This window comes from Chryseobacterium daecheongense (assembly GCF_003729955.1).
GTDB classification, from domain to species: Bacteria; Bacteroidota; Bacteroidia; order Flavobacteriales; family Weeksellaceae; genus Chryseobacterium; species Chryseobacterium daecheongense.
In genome coordinates, this window is the sequence record NZ_RJTX01000002.1 from 699,672 (window position 1) to 720,845 (window position 21,174).

Sequence of the window (21,174 nt, forward strand, 5' to 3'; positions counted from 1 at the left end):
ATTACCAGTCCCTCTTTTTCAAAATCCAGTAAGAGCCAAAAATAAAGATCACACTCCAAACGATACATGCAATTAAGCTTTCCGTAGGATAGGTGAATTCATATTTTAAGCCCATCATTTTTGCCAGATTTAACCGGATCAGAGGATTCGGGATCAAATTAGACATACTTTCCAAAGGTAAAAGTTTTGTAAAGAAGAAAGAATTTTGGGCAACATCGATTCTCTGCTGTTGGGTTAAGCCCTGTAATCTTGTGAACGATTCTACTCCGATTAAGATGCTTTCCGTGATCCAGAAAACAAAAAATGCAAGGAAAACGAAAACAGATTTTCTCAGTAATACCGAAAGGAACATCAGGAAACAGAAGAATGTAAATAACTTCAGGAAGTAATTTCCTATGAAGAACATTTCTTCAAAAACTTTTGCAGAATCTGTTACCTTGGAATATTTATATCCTAAGAACATGGTGATTACAAAGACAATTAAGGTAGAAATTATTGTGAATATAGTAATCGTTAGTAACTTAGAGCTAATAAATTCCTTTCTGCTCAATCCATCAATCGTATTCTGTTTAAACATCCTGTTGCTAAATTCCTGTGAAATGGAAAATACAATAATAAGCCCTAGGAAAATCTTTAGCAAAGCCACGATCCATGTTGTAAAATTCCAGATTTCAGGGAAATTATAAATACCCTGTTCCTTTAAATTGATTGGATTTCCAAAAATTTTAAGATCTACCAATCCAATGAAAAGCAAAGCAATGAGAATAGCAAAATAAAGAATCGTGAAAACCTTGAATGGTCGGTAATTCAGGTTTTTATAATATTCGAGTTTTAATAATTTAAGCATGGTTATTCGTGTTTTTTACAAGTTCAAGGAATTGGGTTTCAAGAGACAGCTTTTTCTTCGTTAGATGCGAAAGAAAAATCCCTTTTTCAGCAAGCTTCTGATTTAATCCAGATGCAGAGATAGAAGCATCTTCACGGATCTGGGCCTTAATAATATCACCTTCCAAATGAACAGAAGTAAACCATTGAAGTTCCTCCAGTACACTCAAAAGCTGTGTGTTGTTATCCGCCTTCAATTCAAAAAATCCTTTATTATTAGTCATTTCATCCACTCTTCCGCAGTAGATTGAATTTCCTTCTTTCAACACGATCACATGGCTGCAAATTTTTTCAATTTCATCCAACAGGTGGCTTGCAATAATGATAGTAATTCCCTGCTTGGCAATATTGCCGATGATTTCCCTAATCTGAATGATTCCTTCCGGATCCAGTCCATTCGTAGGCTCATCCAAAATGAGAACCTCCGGATTGTTAAGCATTGCAGAAGCGATGGCCAAACGTTGTTTCATTCCTAAAGAGTAGGTTTTGAAAGCATCTTTTTTTCTTTCAAAAAGTCCAACAGTTTTTAAAACTTCGTCGATTCTCTCATAAGGAGTGTCCTTAATTTCTGCCACGATTTTCAAGTTGGTTTCAGCACTTAAATAAGGATAAAAATTGGGCTGTTCAATAATGGCTCCTATTTTTTTCAGAGTGTCTGAATTTGTTCCTTTCTGCCCAAACCAGTACCAATCTCCTGCGGTAGGATTAATGGTGGAAAGCAGCATCCCGAATGTAGTGGATTTACCACTTCCGTTAGGTCCGAGAAGACCATAAACATTCCCTTTCTCTACATCAAAAGATATATTGTTTACGGCAACTCTTTTGAATTTTTTAGTCAGATTTTTTACTGATAAAATTTTTTCCATGTAATTTGTTTTACATAGTAGTAGTCCATGTAAATCATAAAATGTTACAACATTCAGATTAAAATATTTAAATTTGATAGAACAATAGGTAATTATGAAGTTAATTGAACTTGCCAAGGAATTAAAAATTTCAGCGGAAGCTATTAAAAGATTTATCCAGGATTTTGATCTTGAGTTGGGAGGCTGCATCAGTACCAATTTTGAGGTGACAGAAGACTTTGAAAAGTTTGCCCGTGAAAATGTGGATTTTTTAAAGTTATACGAAAAAGACCTCGATAAAAATAAAACACTGGAACAGATTGCAGAAACCATCAATCAACCTAAAGAAAAGATAGAAAAAGCCATCAAAGAAGATCATACCAATATTTTTGACAATGGATTTTTCCGTTCCTCCATTTCAAGCTATGGAATTGATAATAAGCTGGGAGGGAATTATAAGTTCGTATATGATTATTTTGGGCATAAAACAAGCCTGCAGCATAGAGATTTTATCGGCTACAGAGATTTGTTTTTCTACATTTCTGGCGTGTTGGAACCTTTTTTAAATCCAAAACAGATTACAGATTGGGGAATTCATAAACCGGCGGGAATTATATTGTATGGACCACCGGGAAGCGGCAAAATCTTCTGGGCGAATAAAATTGCAGAAATTATAGGGTACCAGTTTAAGGAAGTGAAAAAACATTACCTGGGAACTTCATTTATAGATGGAAACAGAACTAATTTCAACGATTTTTTGGTCAGCATGATGCAGGAAGACAAAGTACTTCTTTTCCTGGAAGATTTTGATGAAATTATGATGGCAAGAAACGCGGAGACCAATGTGGCATCCTGTAACCTGGAAACCCAGGAAATTATCCTGCATTATATTGGTAAATTCGAACAGGAAGATTTATTGATGGTAGGTTCTGCCAATTCCATTGCGGAAATAGATGAAGAAATTCTGGCTCCGGGGAGATTCGATGTAATGATTCCTGTTTTTCCACCTAATGCTTCGGAACGCTCTGAAATTATCCTGTATGCGATGACCAAAGAGCTTCAGGAAGACTCCTTACTATACACAATTCTTAAAAATAATAAAGCGGATAAGATTCCTTTCTGGCACGGTGTTTCTTCACAGATGAAGGCTTTCAGCAATACCATGGTTATAGACTTTACCCAAAGTCTGAAAAAACGGATCAAAAATCTTTATTCAAGAACGAGGAATGAAAAGCTGAAGATCGACCAGTCCCTGTTGAATGGAGCTTTAAGAGATGCAGCTGCAAAACTTACTGAAGAATATCTTGACCAGATTGCAAGGTTCCTGAATGATGTGATCATTAATAATTATGACGATTTCAAAAACAGGGTAATTGCTTTAAAAAATGAGCTTGATGCTTATAAAGTGGTTGAAATGCCTCGGAGAGCTATCGGTTTCCAGCATAACGGTGAAGATGAGAATAATGAAAATGAACCCCAGAAAGACAGTTCTAAATAGTTTTTAATTGCTACTCCTTAAATTACTCATTACTCATCATTTATGAACAGTATCTGGGAACTCGAAACTTTCTACAGGAAACGTGATATCATCATTGTAGGAGCCGGTTTTACCGGACTTTGGACTGCCGTTTCCATCAAGGAAAAATATCCTGAAAAATCTGTATTAATTATAGAAAGAAATGCAATTCCACTAGGTGCTTCTTCAAGAAATGCCGGTTTTGCATGCTTTGGAAGCCTTACTGAGGTGATCGCCGATTCACAAAAAATGGGCTGGGAAAAAACAAAGCAATTGGTAAAGATGAGGTTGGAAGGATTGAAAAAAATTCAAAGCTATTTCAAGAATGAAGAAATTGATTTCGAATTGACCGGAGGCTACGAAATTCTAAATAACGATGAGCCTTTGCAGAAAATGGATGAAGTCAATCAAAAACTTTCAGCCATAACGGGACTTGATACAACATATTCTCTTGCACAGGACAAAATACAGCGGTTTGGATTAAGAAAATCCGAGTTTTTAATCGAAAACCCTTTGGAAGGATGCTTACATTCAGGAAAACTATTGCAAAAGCTTTTGGAAAAATGCCAGGAATTGAAGGTGGAATTTCTTTTCGGAACTGAAGTCAAAAATATTCTTGAAACTCCGGATACAATTGAAGTTCAACTCTCAGATACGCTTTCTGTTGATGCTAATCAGCTTATTTATTGCACCAATGCTTTCAGCTCTAACTTTTTGGAAAAGGAAGAAATCATTCCTGCTCGTGGACAGATTCTTTTAACGGAACCTATTGAAAATTTAAAACTGCGGGGAACATTTCATTATGACGAAGGATTTTATTATTTCAGAAATCTGGAAAACCGTGTTTTATTAGGGGGTGGGAGAAATCAGGATTTTACAACAGAAGAGACCACCGCTTTTGAAACCACAGCATTTTTACAGAGTCATTTGGAAAACTTCCTGAGAGAAGTCATTCTTCCTGGTCAGGATTTTAAAATTGCTCATCGCTGGTCCGGAATTATGGCCATGGGATCAGAAAAAACTCCTATTATAAAACAACTTTCAGAAAGACAGTTCTGCGCGGTCCGACTTTCAGGAATGGGAGTGGCTTTAGCACCAAAAATAGGAGAGATTGTTACAGAAGTACTTTCAAATACACATGTATAAATACACAATATTATTTTCTTTATTAGCAATTCCACTTGCTATTATAACGATATTTCTTGCAGGCGGCGGTCATGGAACTTATTTGCCCTTTCTTATATTTTTTCCTTTAGGTTTGTTAGGTACTGTTCTCGAGAATGAGATTACAACACTATTTATAGTCCTTGGAATATTGCAATTTCCTGTTTATGGTTTTGTGATGGATAAATTCGGTTTAAAAAAAGCTTGGCCTTTTCTTCTTGGTATTCATCTAATATTAATAGCAGTGATTTTTATTCTTAAAAATAATAATTTTTAGAGTACACAATAATTTGCAAAAAACTGCTTTATCCGCTAAATCTGCGAGACATAAATTAAATATCATTATTTTTGCAAAAAAGTAACATTCGTGATTAACAACGACCAGATAAAAGAAGTTCAGTCCAGGATTGAAGATTTATATAAATACCTTCAGATCGAGAAAAAGAAGATCGAAATCTCCAATGACGATGAGAAAACAGCGGCACCAGAATTTTGGGACAATCCGAAAGAAGCCGAAACATTTCTGAAACAGCTTCGTTCCAAGAAAAGATGGGTGGAAGACTATGAAGAGATCAACAGTCAGTTTGAAGACCTTCAGGTGTTAGCGGAATTTGCCAAAGAAGATCCGGATTCTGAAAAAGAATTGGATGAAACCTTTCCGCAGTTAGTAGAGAAAATTGAAGATTTAGAATTTAAAAATATGCTTTCCAACGAAGGTGATGAGCTTTCTGCCGTATTGCAGATTACCGCCGGAGCAGGAGGAACGGAAAGCTGTGACTGGGCATCCATGCTGATGAGAATGTATACCATGTGGGCGGAAAAGCAAGGGTATAAGATCAGAGAACTTAACTTCCAGGAAGGCGATGTTGCCGGAGTAAAAACAGTAACGTTGGAAATTGACGGAGAATATGCCTTCGGATATTTAAAAGGAGAGAACGGAGTTCACCGATTGGTAAGGATTTCACCTTTCGACAGTAATGCAAAACGTCATACGAGTTTCGTTTCCGTATATGTATATCCTTTGGTAGATGATACGATCGAGATCAATATTAATCCTGCTGATATTTCCTTTGAAACCATGCGAAGTTCCGGAGCAGGAGGACAGAATGTCAACAAGGTAGAAACTGCTGTACGTCTTCGCCACGCTCCTACAGGTATTATCATTGAAAACTCAGAATCCCGTTCCCAGCTTCAGAATAAAGAAAAGGCCATGCAGTTGCTTCGTTCAAGATTATATGAAATGGAGCTTGAAGAACGTATGAAAGCCAGAAACGAGATCGAAGCCAATAAGATGAAAATCGAGTGGGGAAGCCAGATCAGAAACTATGTGATGCACCCGTACAAACTGGTAAAAGATGTTCGTTCAGGCCATGAAACCTCGGATGTGGATTCCGTTATGAACGGAAATATCACTCCATTCCTGAAAGCATTTTTAATGGCAGACGGAACGGCAGTTTCAGATGACGATCTCGACCTATAGAATATCATGACCTGAATTTGTTAAAAACTTATAATTAATTTTTGTTTCAGGTTTTTTAGGCTTATTTTTGTTACTCATCAATATTTATGGAAGATTTCAATAGTTGGAAGGATTTACTGAACCCTGAGTTTTATATCAAAATGGGTGGGTTCTGGCTTATTTTATTTATTATTTTCGCAGAGACAGGTCTTTTTGTAGGATTTTTTTTACCAGGAGACTCCTTATTATTTGTTTCTGGAATTTATGCAGTAGAAATTGTCAAAGAAACTTTTGGTTCTACCGGAAGTGATTTTCTGGATACTACCATTTTGGCCGCATGTGTTTCTCTGGCAGCAATTATTGGAAATGAAGTGGGATATTATTTCGGACTAAAAGCGGGACCTGCTTTATACAAAAGACAAGATACAACATTATTTAAAAAGAAATATCTTTATCAGGCTCATGATTTTTTTGAAAAACATGGTGCTTTAGCCGTTATTATGGCAAGATTTTTACCCGTAGTGAGAACTTTTACCCCTATTGTAGCCGGAATTGTAAAAATGGATAAGAAAGAATTCCTTCGAGATAATATTATTGGTGCAGTTCTATGGTCGTTCTCTTTAATCTATGCAGGACATTATTTAGATAAAGTATTCAGAGATGAGTTCGGAATTGAATTAAAATCCAAGCTGGAATATATCATTATTGTAATTGTATTGATAACAACGCTTCCTGTGATCATCAAATTCCTTTTCGGGAAAAAACAGGACTTCTCTAAATATGAAGATCAGGATTTTGAATAATACCATCATACAAAATAAATAACAACCTGCTTTCAAGCAGGTTATTTTTTTATCCAGTCCAGAATATTCGGATAAATAATGCTGTCTCTTCTTCTTTTGCTGAAAAACCTTGGAGCATGACCTGCCCCTTCCATGAAAACCAGTTTATGCGGAACATTCTGCTGAGCCAACGCAGAATCTAAGGAAAGTCCCTGTCTTTGATTCACCAAGAAATCCTTATTTCCCTGAAATAATAGAGTAGGAATATAGCTGATATTGGCAATAGGGCTCGCTTTCTGAAACTCTTCGGATAAGTTTTTACGGTTGAATTTTGTTCCCACAACTTTTTGAATGGTAGGGGAAGTGTATTTTGAATAGAATGAATCAAGATATTCTTTAGAAAAGAAATCCGTAGGTGCACTCAGAGAAATGATTTTTTTGATCTGATCAGCGTGTTGATATCCATAAAGCAATGCCAAATGCCCACCCGCACTTTCACCAAGGAGAATATAATTATTAGGCTGTAATTCCGCTTTTTGAGCCAATGAATTGAATTTTTCAATAACGGCTCCAATGTCCTCCAATTGCTGTTTGTAGGTGATTTTTTTGGAAACCAGGCGGTAATTCATATTAATACTCGGAATATTGTTTTTAAACAACATTTTCTGAATATGGATCATGTGTTCTTTTCTTCCGTACTTCCATGCTCCGCCATGAACAATAAGAACTACGGGAGAATTTTCCGGGTAATCGGAAGGTAAGAAAACATCCATTTTCTGTCTCTTATGTTCTCCGTATTTTAAATTGTAAATCTTCTGTTCATTATTAGTTCCCACCCAAACCCTGAATCTGGAATTACAGGAGTTTAATATAAACCCGATACATCCTAAAACAAAAAAGTGATACCTGAGAACGAACCTTTTCATACATTAAATTTAAACAAAAATAACTGCTTCAGCCATTACCCGAAGATGATTTTTTACCATTGTACAATTACATACCTTTTTCATATCCGGAAATCGGATTAAAACCTTATTTTTGCCGTACTTAACATTTATTAAAAAAATATTAAAATACTATGGCATCTGGTTTTTTTGCGATTTTGGATGATATTGCCGCTTTAATGGATGATGTGGCGGTTACGAGTAAAATAGCAACTCAGAAAACGGCGGGGATTTTAGGTGATGATTTAGCTGTGAATGCAGAAAAAGCCACAGGCTTCCTTTCTTCCCGTGAATTACCGGTTTTATGGGCAATCACAAAAGGTTCATTCATCAACAAGCTTATCATTCTTCCTATTGCCTTTCTGCTCAATTGGCTGTATAAGCCGGCAATTGAAATTATTTTGGTGCTTGGAGGGCTTTATCTTGCTTTTGAAGGAGTGGAAAAGATCATTGAATTTTTATTCCACCGTTCCAAGAAAGGACATGAAGTTATAGAAGAAAGCCAAATTGATGAGGATGAGCCGGATTCTGAAAAGACCAAGATAAAATCAGCTATTGCAACAGATTTTATCCTTTCCATAGAAATTGTAATCATCGCTTTAGGGACTGTTATCCAGGAAAACCATCCATTATTAACACAGATTCTTACCGTAACTTTTGTCTCATTCCTGGCAACTGTAGGAGTATATGGCATTGTTGCACTGATCGTAAGAATGGATGATGCAGGTTTCAAACTGATCCGAAAAAGTAACGACAAAGGATTCTTCTCCAAATTAGGGCATTTATTAGTGAATGCATTGCCAATCATCATTAAGATTTTGGGAATTGTAGGAACGCTTGCTTTAATTCTGGTTTCCGGAGGAATTTTTGCTCATAATATCGCATATCTTCACCATTTCCTTCCGACATGGCCTGATATGATCAAAGAATTTACATTCGGAATCATTGGAGGATTAATTGCTGTAGCGTTATTTACCATAGGTAAAAAGATCTATTCAGCGGTTATTCGTAAATAAATATAAAGTATAACTATAATAATTCGGCGCGGGAGCAAAGCTCCCGCGCCGAATTTCAAGAAAAAAAGCGGATTATTAATAAGCCGCTTTTTTAATTATATTCTTAGTTGAATAAATCTTTTACTTTATCAAAAAAAGTTTTCTCTTTTCCGGAGGGTTCAGCCACCATTTCACCACTTGACATCTGCTTTTCGAAAAAATCCTTTTGTTCCTTTGTAAGCTTTTGTGGGGTCCATACATTGATGTGGATGAACATATCACCTTTTCCATAGCTGTCAATGCTTGGAAGACCTTTTCCTGCCAATCTTAAGATCTTACCGGACTGGGTACCAGGATCTACCGTAATCTTCACTTTTCCACCCACTGTAGGAACCTCTCTTTTAGTTCCTAAAGCGGCTTCTGCAAACGAAATATATAATTCCTGGTGAAGATTGTCACCTTCTCTTTTAATAACTTTGTCTACCTCTTCTTCAATGATCACCAATAAATCTCCCGGAACACCTCCGAAAGGAGCATCGTTTCCTTTTCCTCTTACATTAAGCTGAATACCATCTCTTGCTCCGGCTGGAATGTTGATGGTCACTTCCTCTTCATCTTTGATCAAACCTTGTGCATTAGCACCTGCAGGAATTTTATCGGCTACTTTTCCGATTCCCTGACAGGTTCCACAAGTTGTTTGGGTCTGCATTTGTCCGAACATTGTATTCATTACTTTGATCTGGACACCGGAGCCGTTACAGGTAGGACATGTTTTTGAAGTAGCACCTTCCGCCATCTTCATTTTCTTTACTTTGATGGTTTTCTGGGTACCATTTACCATCTCTTCAAGGTTCAGCTTGATTCTGATTCTAAGATTGGAACCCTTCACCTGCTGATGTCCTCCGCCACCAAATCCACCGAATCCGCCACCGAAATGCCCTCCGAAAATATCTCCAAACTGGCTGAAAATATCTTCCATATTCATTCCGCCGCCAAATCCACCACCGAATCCTCCGTTTCCACCTACACCGGCATGTCCGAACTGGTCGTATCTTGCACGTTTCTGGTCATCACTCAGGATTTCATAGGCTTCAGCCGCTTCTTTGAATTTTTCTTCGGCTGTTTTATCTCCCGGATTTTTATCGGGGTGATATTTGATGGCCATTTTTCGGTAGGCTTTCTTTATTTCATCAGCTGATGCAGATTTACTTACTTCAAGAACCTCGTAATAATCTCTTTTTGACATGATTTTATAATTGATTATTGATAAATGATAACAGACATTCAGAATGGTATAAGTGAGATCTCATCAATTATCACTCATCATTTATCATTTATTAATATTAGTTTCCTGTTACTACTTTGGCAAAACGAATCACCTTGTCATTTAAAGTGTAACCTGTTTCAATAACATCTACGATTTTACCTTTCAGATCTTCCGTAGGAGCAGGGATCTGAGTAATCGCTTCATGGAAATCTACATTAAAGCTGTCTCCAGGTTTTACTTCCATTGCTTTTAATCCCTTTTCATTAAGTTTTCCTTTGAACTTCTGGTAGATAAGTTCCACTCCTTGTAAATCCGCTGAATTTCCGTTTTTGGCAATTTCTTTTAAAGCTCTTTCGAAATCATCCAGAACTCCCAGCATAGAAATCATCATATCCTGATTAGCGTACTGGAAGAATTCCATTTTCTCCTTCGATGTTCTCTTTTTATAATTTTCAAATTCAGCATAAAGACGAACATAACGATCTTTTTCTTGTGCCAAAAGTTCCTCTGCTGTCGGCTCAACTGTCACATTTTCTCCAGAATTGTTTTCATTAGGAGTAGTATTCTCTTCTTGCTTATTGATGTTTTCTTCGTTGATATCCTGATTTTCCATATTCAATAACTATTTTACAGAATTGTTTGTCAAAGATTCTGCCAAAGAAAAAATCAGGACATTAAGTCAGAAAATTTGGTTAAATAGTGGAAAAGTCAATAGTCAATTGTGAATAACCAATCTAAAATTCTCGATTGACCATTCACTTATTATATTATTCTCCGAAGAAAGTCTGGAATAGCAGATAGAGATTCAGAATGATGATCACCAAAGAAATGAGCCATACACAAACTTTCAAGAATGGTTTATTGGCAAATTCTCCCATTTTAGCCTTGTCATTGGTGAACATCACTAGCGGAACCACGGCAAAGCTGAGTTGCATGGACAGGATAACCTGGCTTAAAACTAAAAGATCGGTCGTACCTTTTTCACCGTAAATAATGGTGACAATCAATGCCGGAATTACAGCTATAAGTCTTGTGATTAATCTTCGCAGCCAAGGTTTTAAGCGGATATTTAAAAAACCTTCCATTACAATTTGCCCGGCAAGAGTTCCGGTAAGGGTAGAATTTTGCCCGGAAGCTAATAAAGCAATAGCAAAAGCAATACTTGCCATGGAAGCGCCCAGAATAGGCGTTAACATTTTATAAGCATCATGGATATCTGCCACATGCTTATTGCCAGTGGTATGGAAAGTGGCAGCAGCAAGAATTAAGATGGCTGCATTAATAAAGAAAGCTAATAATAAAGAAACCGTACTATCCAATGTTGCAAATTTGATAGCTTCTTTTTTCCCTTCCCTGTCACGGGTATAATCCCGGGTCTGAACAATGCTACTGTGAAGATATAAGTTATGGGGCATTACGGTAGCTCCTAAAATTCCGATGGCTATATAAAGCATGGCGGGATTTTGAATAATTTCTTTCCGAGGAACCAATCCTCCAAGAATTTCATTAAATGCCGGTTTTGATATAACGATTTCGTATACGAAGCAGGCCAGTATGATGAAAATAAGCCCGCCTACAATACTTTCAATCCATCTGAAGCCTTTTGCCTGGAGCAGAAGGATAATAAGTACATCAATGGTTGTAATCACGATTCCCCAAGTGAGCGGTATATGAAATAATAAATTCAATGCAATGGCAGAACCGATGACTTCTGCTAAGTCACAGGCAGCAATGGCAATCTCACAAAATACCCATAAGATAAAATTGGTTGTAGGATTAAAATGATCTCTACAAGCTTGGGCCAAATCTCTTTCTGCTACTACACCCAGTTTTACGGATAAGTGCTGCAATACCATAGCGAAAATATTAGAGATAAGGATCACAGAAAGCAGGGTGTACCCAAATTGTGCACCTCCGGCAATATCTGTTGCCCAGTTTCCGGGATCCATGTATCCAACGGCTACCATAAGACCCGGTCCGGCAAAAGCGAGATATTTCCTCCAAAAAGTAGCCTTTTTAGGAACTTTTATCGTTGAATATACTTCTGATAATGAGTGCGAAGTCTTATCTTTTCTCCAGCCTTGTTTTATATTAAAATTCATAAATGTTAGAAATGACTAACAAATTTAATTAAATAAATGAAAATGCAAAAATTATAAAAGAAAATCCCGGAAAATATTTCTCCGGGATTGGTTTATATGGTTTGTAAAAGATTATTTTGCAAATCTTACAGCCATTTTTCTGTCAACTGCTCTTTCAGCATCAGAAGCTTTTGCATCTACGGTAGCAAATTTGCTTCCATATCCTTCTGCTCCTAGAACCTGAGCTCCAACTCCTGCTTTAGTTAAAGCAGCTTTAATAAAGTCAGCTCTGGCTTGAGATAATTTTACATTGGATGCTTCATTACCTGTTTTGTCAGTATATCCCCCGATTTTAATTTTTGCATCAGGGAATGCTTTAAGAATAGCTACTAAATTATCCAGCTGTCCTTGAGAACCTGCTTCCAATTCAGTAGAGCTACCCATTTTGAAATTCACATGGTCAAAATCGTACCATACATCTTTCAATGCAGCATCATCTTTAGCATTTTTATAACCGTCAGACTTTAAGAAAGAAATCATTCTGTCTTCCATTCCGCCTTTGTATCCTTTTAATGCTACACCATTAAGGTCGATGCTTTCATCAACTTTTGTTGTCGTAGCTGTAGCTGCTGCCGTATCTGTAGTGGATACCGCTGCTGTATCAGAAGATACTGCTGCAGAATCAGAAGTTGTGGTGGTTGTAGTTGTTTCTTTCTTATTACATTGTTTCCATAAGAAATATCCTGCTGCTAACAGTAACAGTAATGGTAATAACCATTTCCAGATAGAACCGCCACCTCCGTCATTTCTGTCAGGATAAGTTCCGGTAGGAGTTGTACTTCTTGTTACTTCTATTTTAGGTTCTTCATGAGAAGTCACTTTTACCTTGTCATCATCATTATCGAACTTATATCCTTTTGCCCAATCACCAAGATTAAGTGAAGCTAAAGAAAGTCCGGCAGGCAATAATGTAGAAATGATACCTTTCTGTTCGCCTAATAGATTGGAAATACCAGATTGTCCTAAATTGTTATCAGAAGCATATTTTCCGATAGAGCCTAACGTAGCACCTGTCACCATATTCAACAAAGAGCTGGATGAATTGTTGCTGATGCCTGCATAAGTTGCAATAGTATTCACTAGTCCATTTACCTTATCACCAAAGATTAATGATAATAAGCTACTTATCCAGGAATTATTATTCTCAGATCCACCTAATAAATTTCCCAATATGCCACTTGATGAAGCATTGGTAATGGCATCCAAAACCGCAGGATTATCAGAATTGTTGGCTAAACCTCCTACAACTGCAGGTAATAATCCTCCAATTGCTTTTGAAATACCAGACTCACTTTCTCCAAGCTGTGATGCTGCCTGAGAAACTAAAGCGGGACCTAATTGTCCTTTAATTAAATCAATTACATTTAAAGACATAATAAATTTATTTTAAAATTAATGTTGACATAAATTTAAACAAAAAATAGTCCAAATAATATTTTTTTTGAAATATTTGACGTGTTATCTGAATTTTTTTTGAAGAATTGATAAAAAATATTGTGTGATTTTATAAATAATGCTCGACTGTGAGGCAGTTTGCCGGAAATTGGAAAATGTTTTAATCAACAATCACGAATGGGAATTGTTTTTCTCTAAACTGTGAGGTTATATGAAATAATATGGAATATAATTGTGATTCCATATAAAGAAAATCCGGATATTGCCAGCAATATCCGGATTTTTATGTTTTTTGTCTTTTTAATACGCTTTTGCGAATAATACTCTTCTTTTAGATGCTTTTCCTGAGATAAGAGAAATTCCTTCTTCTATATCATCATCTAAAGGGATGCATCTGATGGTAGCTTTAGTCTCATTTTTAATCTGTTCTTCTTCTTCGGCAGTGCCATCCCAATGAGCATAAATGAAACCTCCTTTTTCATCTAAGACTTTTTTAAACTCTTCATAAGTATCCACTCTGGTGATATTATCTTTTCTAAAATTATAAGCTTTATTATAGACATCTTTCTGAATAGTATTCAATAATTCTTCGATATAGGAATCTAATCCGTCAATAGAACGGACTTCTTTGGTAAGATTATCTCTCCTCGCGATCTCTACCGATTTATTTTCCAGATCTTTTGGTCCGATAGCAATTCTTACCGGAACTCCTTTTAATTCATACTCTGCAAATTTCCAACCTGGTTTATTTTGAGTGTCATTATCGAATTTAACAGAGATTCCTTTGGCTCTTAGTTTAGTTTGAATATCCAATGCAACCTCACTGATCTGGTTTAATTGTTCTTCACCTTTGAAGATAGGAACTATAACTACCTGAATCGGAGCCAGAGTAGGAGGTAACACCAATCCGAAATCATCAGAGTGGGTCATAATAAGAGCTCCCATCAGACGGGTAGAAGTTCCCCATGAAGTTGCCCATGCATGTTCAATCTTACCTTCTTTGTTAGTGAATTTCACATCAAAAGCCTTTGCGAAATTCTGGCCTAAGAAGTGAGATGTACCTGCCTGAAGCGCTTTCCCGTCCTGCATTAATGCTTCAATACAGTAAGTTTCATCAGCCCCTGCAAATCTTTCAGAAGGCGTCTTTAATCCTTTGATAACAGGAATTGCCATGAATTTTTCTGCGAAATCAGCATATACATCGATCATTTTTTCCGTTTCTTCAATAGCTTCATCCTTTGTAGCATGTGCAGTGTGTCCTTCTTGCCATAGGAATTCTGCCGTTCTTAAAAACAAACGGGTTCTCATTTCCCAACGCACCACATTAGCCCATTGGTTGATCAGGATAGGTAGATCTCTATAAGATTGTATCCAGTTTTTATAAGTACTCCAGATGATCGCTTCTGAAGTGGGACGAACGATAAGTTCTTCTTCAAGCTTAGCATCCGGATCTACAATTAATTTTTGAGGGTTGTTTGGATCAGTTTTTAGTCTGTAATGGGTAACAACCGCACATTCTTTAGCAAAACCCTCTGCATTTTTCTCTTCGGCCTCAAACAAGCTTTTGGGTACAAAAAGCGGGAAATAAGCATTAACGTGACCAGTTTCTTTAAATTTTTTGTCCATTTCATCACGCATTTTTTCCCAGATGGCGTATCCATACGGTTTAATAACCATACATCCACGTACCCCTGAGTTTTCAGCCAGATCTGCTTTCACTACTAACTCGTTATACCACTTGCTGTAATCTTCGCTTCTTGAGGTTAATTTTGCCATTACGATTTTAACTTTTATATATTATTGTTATCTAAAAATAAAAATCTATTTTTGATAGATTTTTATGACCAATATTTGGTACATTTTTGGTACAGATTGCAAATATAATTTAAATTAAAAATTTTTACATTATCATGAAAAGAAATATACATAAAAATTTGCTTGGTATGCTAAAGTCCAAAGGAATTTTAGCTATATCAGGTGGATTGCTGCTGGTGTCCTGTGGAGCGCAAATGGGCGGTTACAGTGAGACAGATGGGGTATATTACGATCCCAACAAAGATACCCTTCCTGAAGGGGTAATCATTAATGATGACAGAGGGAACAGAGTAGGTGAATATTATGATTATTATCAGGACTCCAATGTTATCCAAAATGCAGAGATCAATTCCAGAGAACAGGATAATAGGTACAATGCATGGAGCGGCAATGAATGGAATATGAATGCAACGGACTCCGACTGGGGTAATTTTGCAGGAAGCGTAACGAATTACTATGACAATTCCTGGGGATGGGGATATCCTTGGGGTTGGTACGGATATAGCCCATATTGGGGCTGGAACCGAGGTTGGGGCTGGAATATAGGCTTCTCTTGGGGTTGGGGCGGCTCTTGGGGGTATAACCCATGGAACTGGGGCTTTGGATATTCACCTTATTGGGGCGGATATTATGATCCTTTCTGGGGCTATTATGGATACCCTTATTATGGAGGATGGTATGGTGGAGGTTACTGGGGTAACGGATATTACAACAGACCTATTTACAGAAGAAGCGGTGCAGACGGCAGAGGATTCAACAGCTACAATGCAGGAGGCTTGAATAAATATGGAGCTGGTTCAGGATTCAGAAACGGTAACGGCAATACGTTGAGAAACAATACCGGTGGTTTCAGAAATACCAATACAGGAGGCTTCAGACAACAAGGAAATACCACTAACAGTGGTGGTTTCAGAAATTCGGGAACAAGACAACAGAATCCAACATATAATCCACCTAGAAGAAATGACAGCGGTTTTAGAAACGACAGTGGTTTCAGAAATGATAGCGGTTTCAGATCGGGAGGTTTTAACAATTCCAGCAGTGGAGGCGGCTTCAGATCCGGCGGTTCTACCGGCGGAGGCTTCAGATCCGGTGGTGGAGGCGGAGGCTTCAGAGGTGGAAGATAATTTCAAAACATAATAACTATTCAAAAAAATAATGTTAAAAAAATCTTTAGTCTTAATGAGTATTTCTGCTGCTTTTTTTGCGCAGGCTCAGGATGTTTCTGTGATCAGAAATTCTATTGATGTATATTCCGGATCCCCAATGGTTGGATCATCCAAATTCAATGCAATGGCCGGAGCTAACGGAGCTTTAGGAGGAGACGCAAGTTCCCTGCTTACAAACCCTGCCGGTTTGGGAGTGGCCATTTCTGGTGAAATTAATGGAACATTGTCTATCAATAATAATAAAAATACTTCCTCTTTGGCAGGTTCGTCCATCAATTATAACATCAATGATGTAGATCTTGGAAATGTGGGTGGGATCATGACGTTTCAGCTGATGACTGAAAGTGCATGGAAGTTCATCAATGTGGGAGTGAATTTTTCCAATCAATCTATTGAAAATTATGTGGAAACACCAGGTAATAGTAACCTGATGTATGATTTTGATGTAGACAGAAGTTCTTCGTACGCAGGGCATGCTTACAACAGATATGGTAATCTTTCTAAGACCAGCTTTGGGGTAGGCGCAAATTATAATCATAACCTGTATTTAGGGGTAGGATTTAATTTCTTCAATGCAAGTATCGATCAGTATGATACAGCGGCTTTCAAATCTCTTCAAAATGGAGCAATAGATTATTTTGATAAGCAAAACACGCCTTATTTTGAAAGATCAACCGGTTTTTCTGCTTCTCTTGGGGTAATTGGTAAGGTAAGTCCTAATTTCAGAATCGGTGCAGCTTTGGAAACACCTACTTTCTGGGAGATTGACAGAAGTTATGACTTTTATAATGATCCTGAATTAGGAGATGATTTCGGATATGAGAACAGAAGATTCACTTCTCCGCTTAAGGCGACAGTGAGTGCCGCAGTAGTTGCAGGTAAGAACTTCTCTTTGAATGCAGATTACAGCCTTGGCTTAACGACGCCAAAATATAAGGTGTACGGACCGGCAGAAACTGAATTAAATGATTTCTTCAAGGATAATTATAAAAATGTATCAGAAGTAAGAGTAGGTGCTGAATACAGAATCAAGCAGCTAAGATTGAGAGGAGGATACTCTTATGTATCCAACCCGTTAGATGCTTTAACGATTAACAGGTTTACGAATGAAGGAAGTACCGGAGATCAATCTTACAATAATCTGATTTTAAATGACAGAAATTTATTGTCTTTCGGTTTAGGGTATGATTTCAAATCATTTTATATAGATGCAGCCTATCAGAATGTGACTTCTAAGTACAGCAATCCTTTTATGAGAGGAGTTCTGTCTGATAATATAGATTCTGCTTATTATTCACCAACAGATATTGTAACCAGTGATGCTTACATTGTTTCCGATGTGAAAAACAGCAGAAATAACTTCTTTATTACATTCGGCTGGAAATTCTAATTTCCGGATTGTGTAATGAGTGATTAAATTGAGGCTCCGAATTTTAACAATTCGGAGTTTCTTGTTTTTAATGATGATGGATGTGTGAATGAGAATGGAAAAGATGCATCGTTAAAGCCAGCATAACTCCTAAAATTACAAGTCCTATTTTGGTCCAGTCGATATTGTGGTTTTTATTGCTTTCAAATATAATGACTGATGAAATATGCAGGAAAATACCGCCCACAATAGCCAGGAAATAAGGTTGAAGATCCGGGTTGAAATAATTTCCTAATAACATTCCCAGGGGTGATGCGGAAGCAAACAAAGCTATGATCAATAATGAGGGATAAGATGGAACTTTACTTTCGTTCCTGTTGAATAGAAAAGCCCCCAGAATAAAAGAGATTGGGATATTATGCACCAAAATCCCCAATAAATAAGGAGATAAAGTTTCCTGTTCGTTAGCCAAAGGAATTCCTTCAATAAAGGCATGAATGAATAAGCCCACCATTAATGCCATCGGAAGGATATTATTCTCATTATGATGATGGAAATGCCCGTGTTCAAAACCTTTGGTAAGTGCTTCCAGAATCATTTGAAGCAAAACCCCGAGAATAACGAAAATTCCCAGATTGGTACTTTCTTCTGAAACATACACCTGAGGAAATACCTCATTAAGGCAGATTGTAATTAAAAATCCGGCACTTAAGATCAATAAATTTTTAGCAAGCTTTTCTTTCTTACCAAAATATTTTCCCAGGAATACGCCTGCAATAACACTTAAAATCAGTAAAAGAACCGAGATCATATTGTTTTCTTAAATAAATTGATGCAACGTGGTGATGTTTGTTTATCAAATGGATTCAGTTGATAATCGCCCCATATTTTTATTCTTTCGAAACCGCATTCCGTAGCATACGACAGGATGGTTTCGGGAGTGTGAAGTTTTACTTTTTCGAAAAAGTGGAAAGATCTTCCATCCGCAACAAATTTAATATCCTTAATGATATGTCTTCCCTCTATTTTTTTATTGATTTTAAAATCTATATTTCCTCTTGTAATTTCAGATTCCGGAATGATGCTTTTTCTTACGAATTCTTCATTCAGGTAATCCAAAACAAAATATCCTCCCGGTTTCAATACATTATACACGGACTGAAAAACCTTTTTATCATCACTTTCCTTATCAAAATACCCGAAACTGGTAAACAGATTGAAAACCGCATCCATCGGATCGGCATCAATAGGGTTTCTCATATCATGAACATCGAAAATAAGAGTCTGATTCTCAAATTGCTTATCATACTCAATGCTTTGTCTGGAAAGGTCTAATCCTAAAACATCATACCCTAATTTATTGAGGAAAACAGAGTGTCTTCCCTTTCCGCAGGCAAGGTCAATAATTTTAGAAGATGGCGGTAGCTGGAGATCAGCCGTTAACTTTGTAATGAAGTTTTCCGCTTCAGTGTAATCTCTGTTACTGTACAGCAAATGATAATAAGGGGTATCAAACCAAGATTCAAACCATTCCATAATGCAAAAATAACTAAATTTGTGCTCTAAAAAGCAAGTATTTCCTTTCTGTAAAGTAAATATTTAGTTTTAAAGGGTTTACAAATAAAAATGAAACGATAGAAAAAAACTAATATCGTTGATCTTTACACTATGAATACAGACAATCTACAAATTCAGATAAAAACATTCTTTGGACTGGAGCAGGTTTTGGCAGAAGAAATCAAAAAGCTGGGCGGCCGTAATGTTGAAATGAAGAACCGTGCGGTGAACTGTGAAGGGGACCTGGGTTTTCTTTATAAAATCAATTATTCTGCGAGAACGGCTTTGAAAATCTTAGTTCCCATCCATGAATTTAAAGCTTTTAACCAGCATCAGTTTTATGACAGATTATTAAAGGTAAGCTGGGAAGAATTCTTAGATGTTGATCAGACTTTTGCTATTGATGCCACCGTAAACTCAGAAACGTTCAAACATTCTCAGTTCATGACGTTGAAGATGAAGGATGCCATTGTAGATTATTTTCAGGATAAATTCAAGAAACGTCCGAGTATTGAAACCAAAAATCCGGATATTAAGTTTCATCTGCATATTGACAGGGAATTGGTGACTATTTCCCTGGATTCTTCCGGAGATCCTTTATTTAAAAGAGGATACAGAAAAGAGCAGGGACAGGCGCCAATTAATGAAGTTTTAGCAAGCGGAATGCTCCAAATTGCAGGTTGGGATGGAAAAGGAAATTTTCTTGATCCGATGTGCGGTTCCGGAACATTGTTGATAGAAGCTGCCATGATAGCGATGGATCTTCCGGCTCAGATTTTCAGAAAGAAGTTTGCTTTCCAGAACTGGAAAAATTATGATGCGGACCTGTTTACAAAAATCAAAGAATTCAGAATTAACAGGATCAAAGCATTTGAAGGGAAAATTGTAGGGTACGATATCGATGCAAGAATGCTCAATGCAGCAAGAATGAATATTGAAGCGGCCGAGATGGAAGATGTGATTGAGGTAAAGAAACAGAACTTCTTTGAATCCAAAAAAGAGCTCTTCCCTTTGTTGATTGTTTTTAATCCACCTTATGATGAAAGAATCTCAATCAATGATGATGATTTCTATAAAAAAATAGGAGACACTTTTAAAACAAGCTATCCGAACACATTAGCATGGCTGATTTCATCTGATCTTGAGGCGGTGAAGAAAATAGGATTACGTCCTTCCAGAAAAGTAAAGCTTTTCAATGGAAAACTGGAAACCAGATTCTTACAGTATGAGATGTACGAAGGGACGAAAAAAGTACATAAAATTGAAAATTAATACACATTTTATGCAATAAATATTTACATTTATTGTCCAAAAATTGAATCATGAAATTATTAGTAATTAGTCCTTTTGATATAATAATAGCTGCTTTAATGATCATCACGTTATATGCTGTTGCTATTGCCATGCTGTTCAAAAATAAATCAAATATCTGGCCTTATTTGGCATTGCTGTTTTTCCCTATAATTGCCCCGATAGGCATTATTGCCGGATATTATATGACCAAAACAATTAAATCTTAACAAAGAATAATAGAAAATCCGCCGTAAAGGTGGATTTTTTATTTTAAATTCTTTCAATCACCTCACTAAAGAAGGCGCAAAACCAAATTGTTTTTTAAAAGCATAGGAAAAATGCGATAAATCTTCAAAGCTACTTCTATATATACATCGGATGCTTTTTTTTGATTTTTATTGATGAGACAAAGTTATCATGAGGAGTAATGAAGCGTTTTGTTTATAATTTCAATTGCTTTGTTGAAAATGCCATATTCAGAAAAAGTAGTCCAATGAATATGATTTTTACCATTTAAGCGTTAATTAATTGAATAAGTAAGAAAACTGTTTGCGGGTTCTTCCGTGAATAATTAATTT

At 36.7% G+C, this 21,174-nt stretch carries 20 protein-coding genes; 10 read left to right on the top strand and 10 right to left on the bottom strand.

Features of this window, described 5'->3' with window-relative positions:
- Nucleotide 1: 1 nt before the first annotated feature.
- Entirely contained in the window at nt 2-847 is an 846-nt protein-coding gene (locus tag EGI05_RS11710; RefSeq protein WP_123263202.1) for an ABC transporter permease, read from the bottom strand.
- Complete coding sequence (locus EGI05_RS11715) at nt 840-1,751, bottom strand: ABC transporter ATP-binding protein (protein ID WP_123263203.1); 912 nt, start codon at nt 1,749-1,751, stop codon at nt 840-842. The genes EGI05_RS11710 and EGI05_RS11715 overlap by 8 nt, the downstream gene beginning before the upstream one ends.
- Before the next feature lie 94 nt (nt 1,752-1,845).
- Between EGI05_RS11715 and EGI05_RS11720 the strand changes: the two genes are divergently transcribed.
- From EGI05_RS11720 to EGI05_RS11740, 5 genes are all read left to right on the top strand, one after another.
- The gene (locus EGI05_RS11720) at nt 1,846-3,228 is read left to right on the top strand and encodes an AAA family ATPase (protein WP_123263204.1); all 1,383 of its coding nucleotides are present in this window, start codon (nt 1,846-1,848) and stop codon (nt 3,226-3,228) included.
- Nucleotides 3,229-3,270: 42 nt separating this feature from the next.
- Nucleotides 3,271-4,392, top strand: coding sequence for an NAD(P)/FAD-dependent oxidoreductase (locus tag EGI05_RS11725; protein ID WP_123263205.1), 1,122 nt, complete (start codon nt 3,271-3,273; stop codon nt 4,390-4,392).
- Nucleotides 4,385-4,687: a hypothetical protein gene (locus tag EGI05_RS11730; protein ID WP_123263206.1), complete on the top strand. Its 303-nt coding sequence runs from the start codon at nt 4,385-4,387 to the stop codon at nt 4,685-4,687. Before EGI05_RS11725 ends, EGI05_RS11730 begins: the two co-directional genes overlap by 8 nt.
- Before the next feature lie 90 nt (nt 4,688-4,777).
- A complete protein-coding gene (prfB, locus tag EGI05_RS11735) occupies nt 4,778-5,890 on the top strand; it encodes a peptide chain release factor 2 (protein ID WP_123263207.1) in 1,113 nt (370 codons plus the stop codon).
- An 86-nt stretch (nt 5,891-5,976) separates the two neighbouring features.
- Nucleotides 5,977-6,672, top strand: coding sequence for a DedA family protein (locus tag EGI05_RS11740; RefSeq protein WP_123263208.1), 696 nt, complete (start codon nt 5,977-5,979; stop codon nt 6,670-6,672).
- Nucleotides 6,673-6,713: 41 nt separating this feature from the next.
- Here the strand turns inward: EGI05_RS11740 and EGI05_RS11745 are convergent, their stop codons facing one another.
- Complete coding sequence (locus EGI05_RS11745; RefSeq protein WP_123263209.1) at nt 6,714-7,577, bottom strand: alpha/beta hydrolase; 864 nt, start codon at nt 7,575-7,577, stop codon at nt 6,714-6,716.
- A gap of 152 nt (nt 7,578-7,729) precedes the next feature.
- Here EGI05_RS11745 and EGI05_RS11750 point away from each other — a divergent pair, with 152 nt between their 5' ends.
- A complete protein-coding gene (locus EGI05_RS11750; protein ID WP_123263210.1) occupies nt 7,730-8,611 on the top strand; it encodes a DUF808 domain-containing protein in 882 nt (293 codons plus the stop codon).
- A gap of 103 nt (nt 8,612-8,714) precedes the next feature.
- Here the strand turns inward: EGI05_RS11750 and dnaJ are convergent, their stop codons facing one another.
- The 5 genes from dnaJ to proS form a co-directional block, all read right to left on the bottom strand.
- Nucleotides 8,715-9,836 (bottom strand): molecular chaperone DnaJ, encoded by a 1,122-nt coding sequence (gene dnaJ / locus EGI05_RS11755; RefSeq protein WP_123263211.1) that lies wholly within the window; start codon nt 9,834-9,836, stop codon nt 8,715-8,717.
- 97 nt (nt 9,837-9,933) lie between these two features.
- Entirely contained in the window at nt 9,934-10,470 is a 537-nt protein-coding gene (locus EGI05_RS11760) for a nucleotide exchange factor GrpE (protein WP_123263212.1), read from the bottom strand.
- A 154-nt stretch (nt 10,471-10,624) separates the two neighbouring features.
- Nucleotides 10,625-11,959: an Nramp family divalent metal transporter gene (locus EGI05_RS11765; RefSeq protein WP_123263213.1), complete on the bottom strand. Its 1,335-nt coding sequence runs from the start codon at nt 11,957-11,959 to the stop codon at nt 10,625-10,627.
- Nucleotides 11,960-12,070: 111 nt separating this feature from the next.
- Entirely contained in the window at nt 12,071-13,372 is a 1,302-nt protein-coding gene (locus tag EGI05_RS11770) for an OmpA family protein (protein WP_123263214.1), read from the bottom strand.
- 321 nt (nt 13,373-13,693) lie between these two features.
- Nucleotides 13,694-15,169 carry a proline--tRNA ligase gene (gene proS / locus EGI05_RS11775; protein ID WP_123263215.1) on the bottom strand — a complete coding sequence of 492 codons (1,476 nt, stop codon included), beginning with the start codon at nt 15,167-15,169 and terminating at the stop codon, nt 13,694-13,696.
- 167 nt (nt 15,170-15,336) lie between these two features.
- On the opposite strand from proS, the gene EGI05_RS11780 reads away from it, so the two are divergent.
- A complete protein-coding gene (locus EGI05_RS11780; protein WP_228428607.1) occupies nt 15,337-16,335 on the top strand; it encodes a prolyl-tRNA synthetase in 999 nt (332 codons plus the stop codon).
- A gap of 31 nt (nt 16,336-16,366) precedes the next feature.
- Entirely contained in the window at nt 16,367-17,767 is a 1,401-nt protein-coding gene (locus tag EGI05_RS11785; protein WP_166668333.1) for an OmpP1/FadL family transporter, read from the top strand.
- 67 nt (nt 17,768-17,834) lie between these two features.
- On the opposite strand, the gene EGI05_RS11790 is transcribed toward EGI05_RS11785, so the two are convergent.
- Together EGI05_RS11790 and EGI05_RS11795 are read right to left on the bottom strand one after the other, a co-directional pair.
- Nucleotides 17,835-18,554, bottom strand: coding sequence for a ZIP family metal transporter (locus tag EGI05_RS11790; protein ID WP_123263396.1), 720 nt, complete (start codon nt 18,552-18,554; stop codon nt 17,835-17,837).
- Nucleotides 18,554-19,282, bottom strand: coding sequence for a class I SAM-dependent DNA methyltransferase (locus tag EGI05_RS11795; protein ID WP_123263217.1), 729 nt, complete (start codon nt 19,280-19,282; stop codon nt 18,554-18,556). Before EGI05_RS11795 ends, EGI05_RS11790 begins: the two co-directional genes overlap by 1 nt.
- Before the next feature lie 132 nt (nt 19,283-19,414).
- Here EGI05_RS11795 and EGI05_RS11800 point away from each other — a divergent pair, with 132 nt between their 5' ends.
- On the top strand, nt 19,415-20,575 hold the full coding sequence (locus EGI05_RS11800) for a THUMP domain-containing class I SAM-dependent RNA methyltransferase (protein WP_123263218.1): 1,161 nt from the start codon (nt 19,415-19,417) through the stop codon (nt 20,573-20,575).
- 50 nt (nt 20,576-20,625) lie between these two features.
- Nucleotides 20,626-20,823, top strand: coding sequence for a hypothetical protein (locus EGI05_RS11805; RefSeq protein WP_123263219.1), 198 nt, complete (start codon nt 20,626-20,628; stop codon nt 20,821-20,823).
- Nucleotides 20,824-21,174 lie beyond the last annotated feature (351 nt).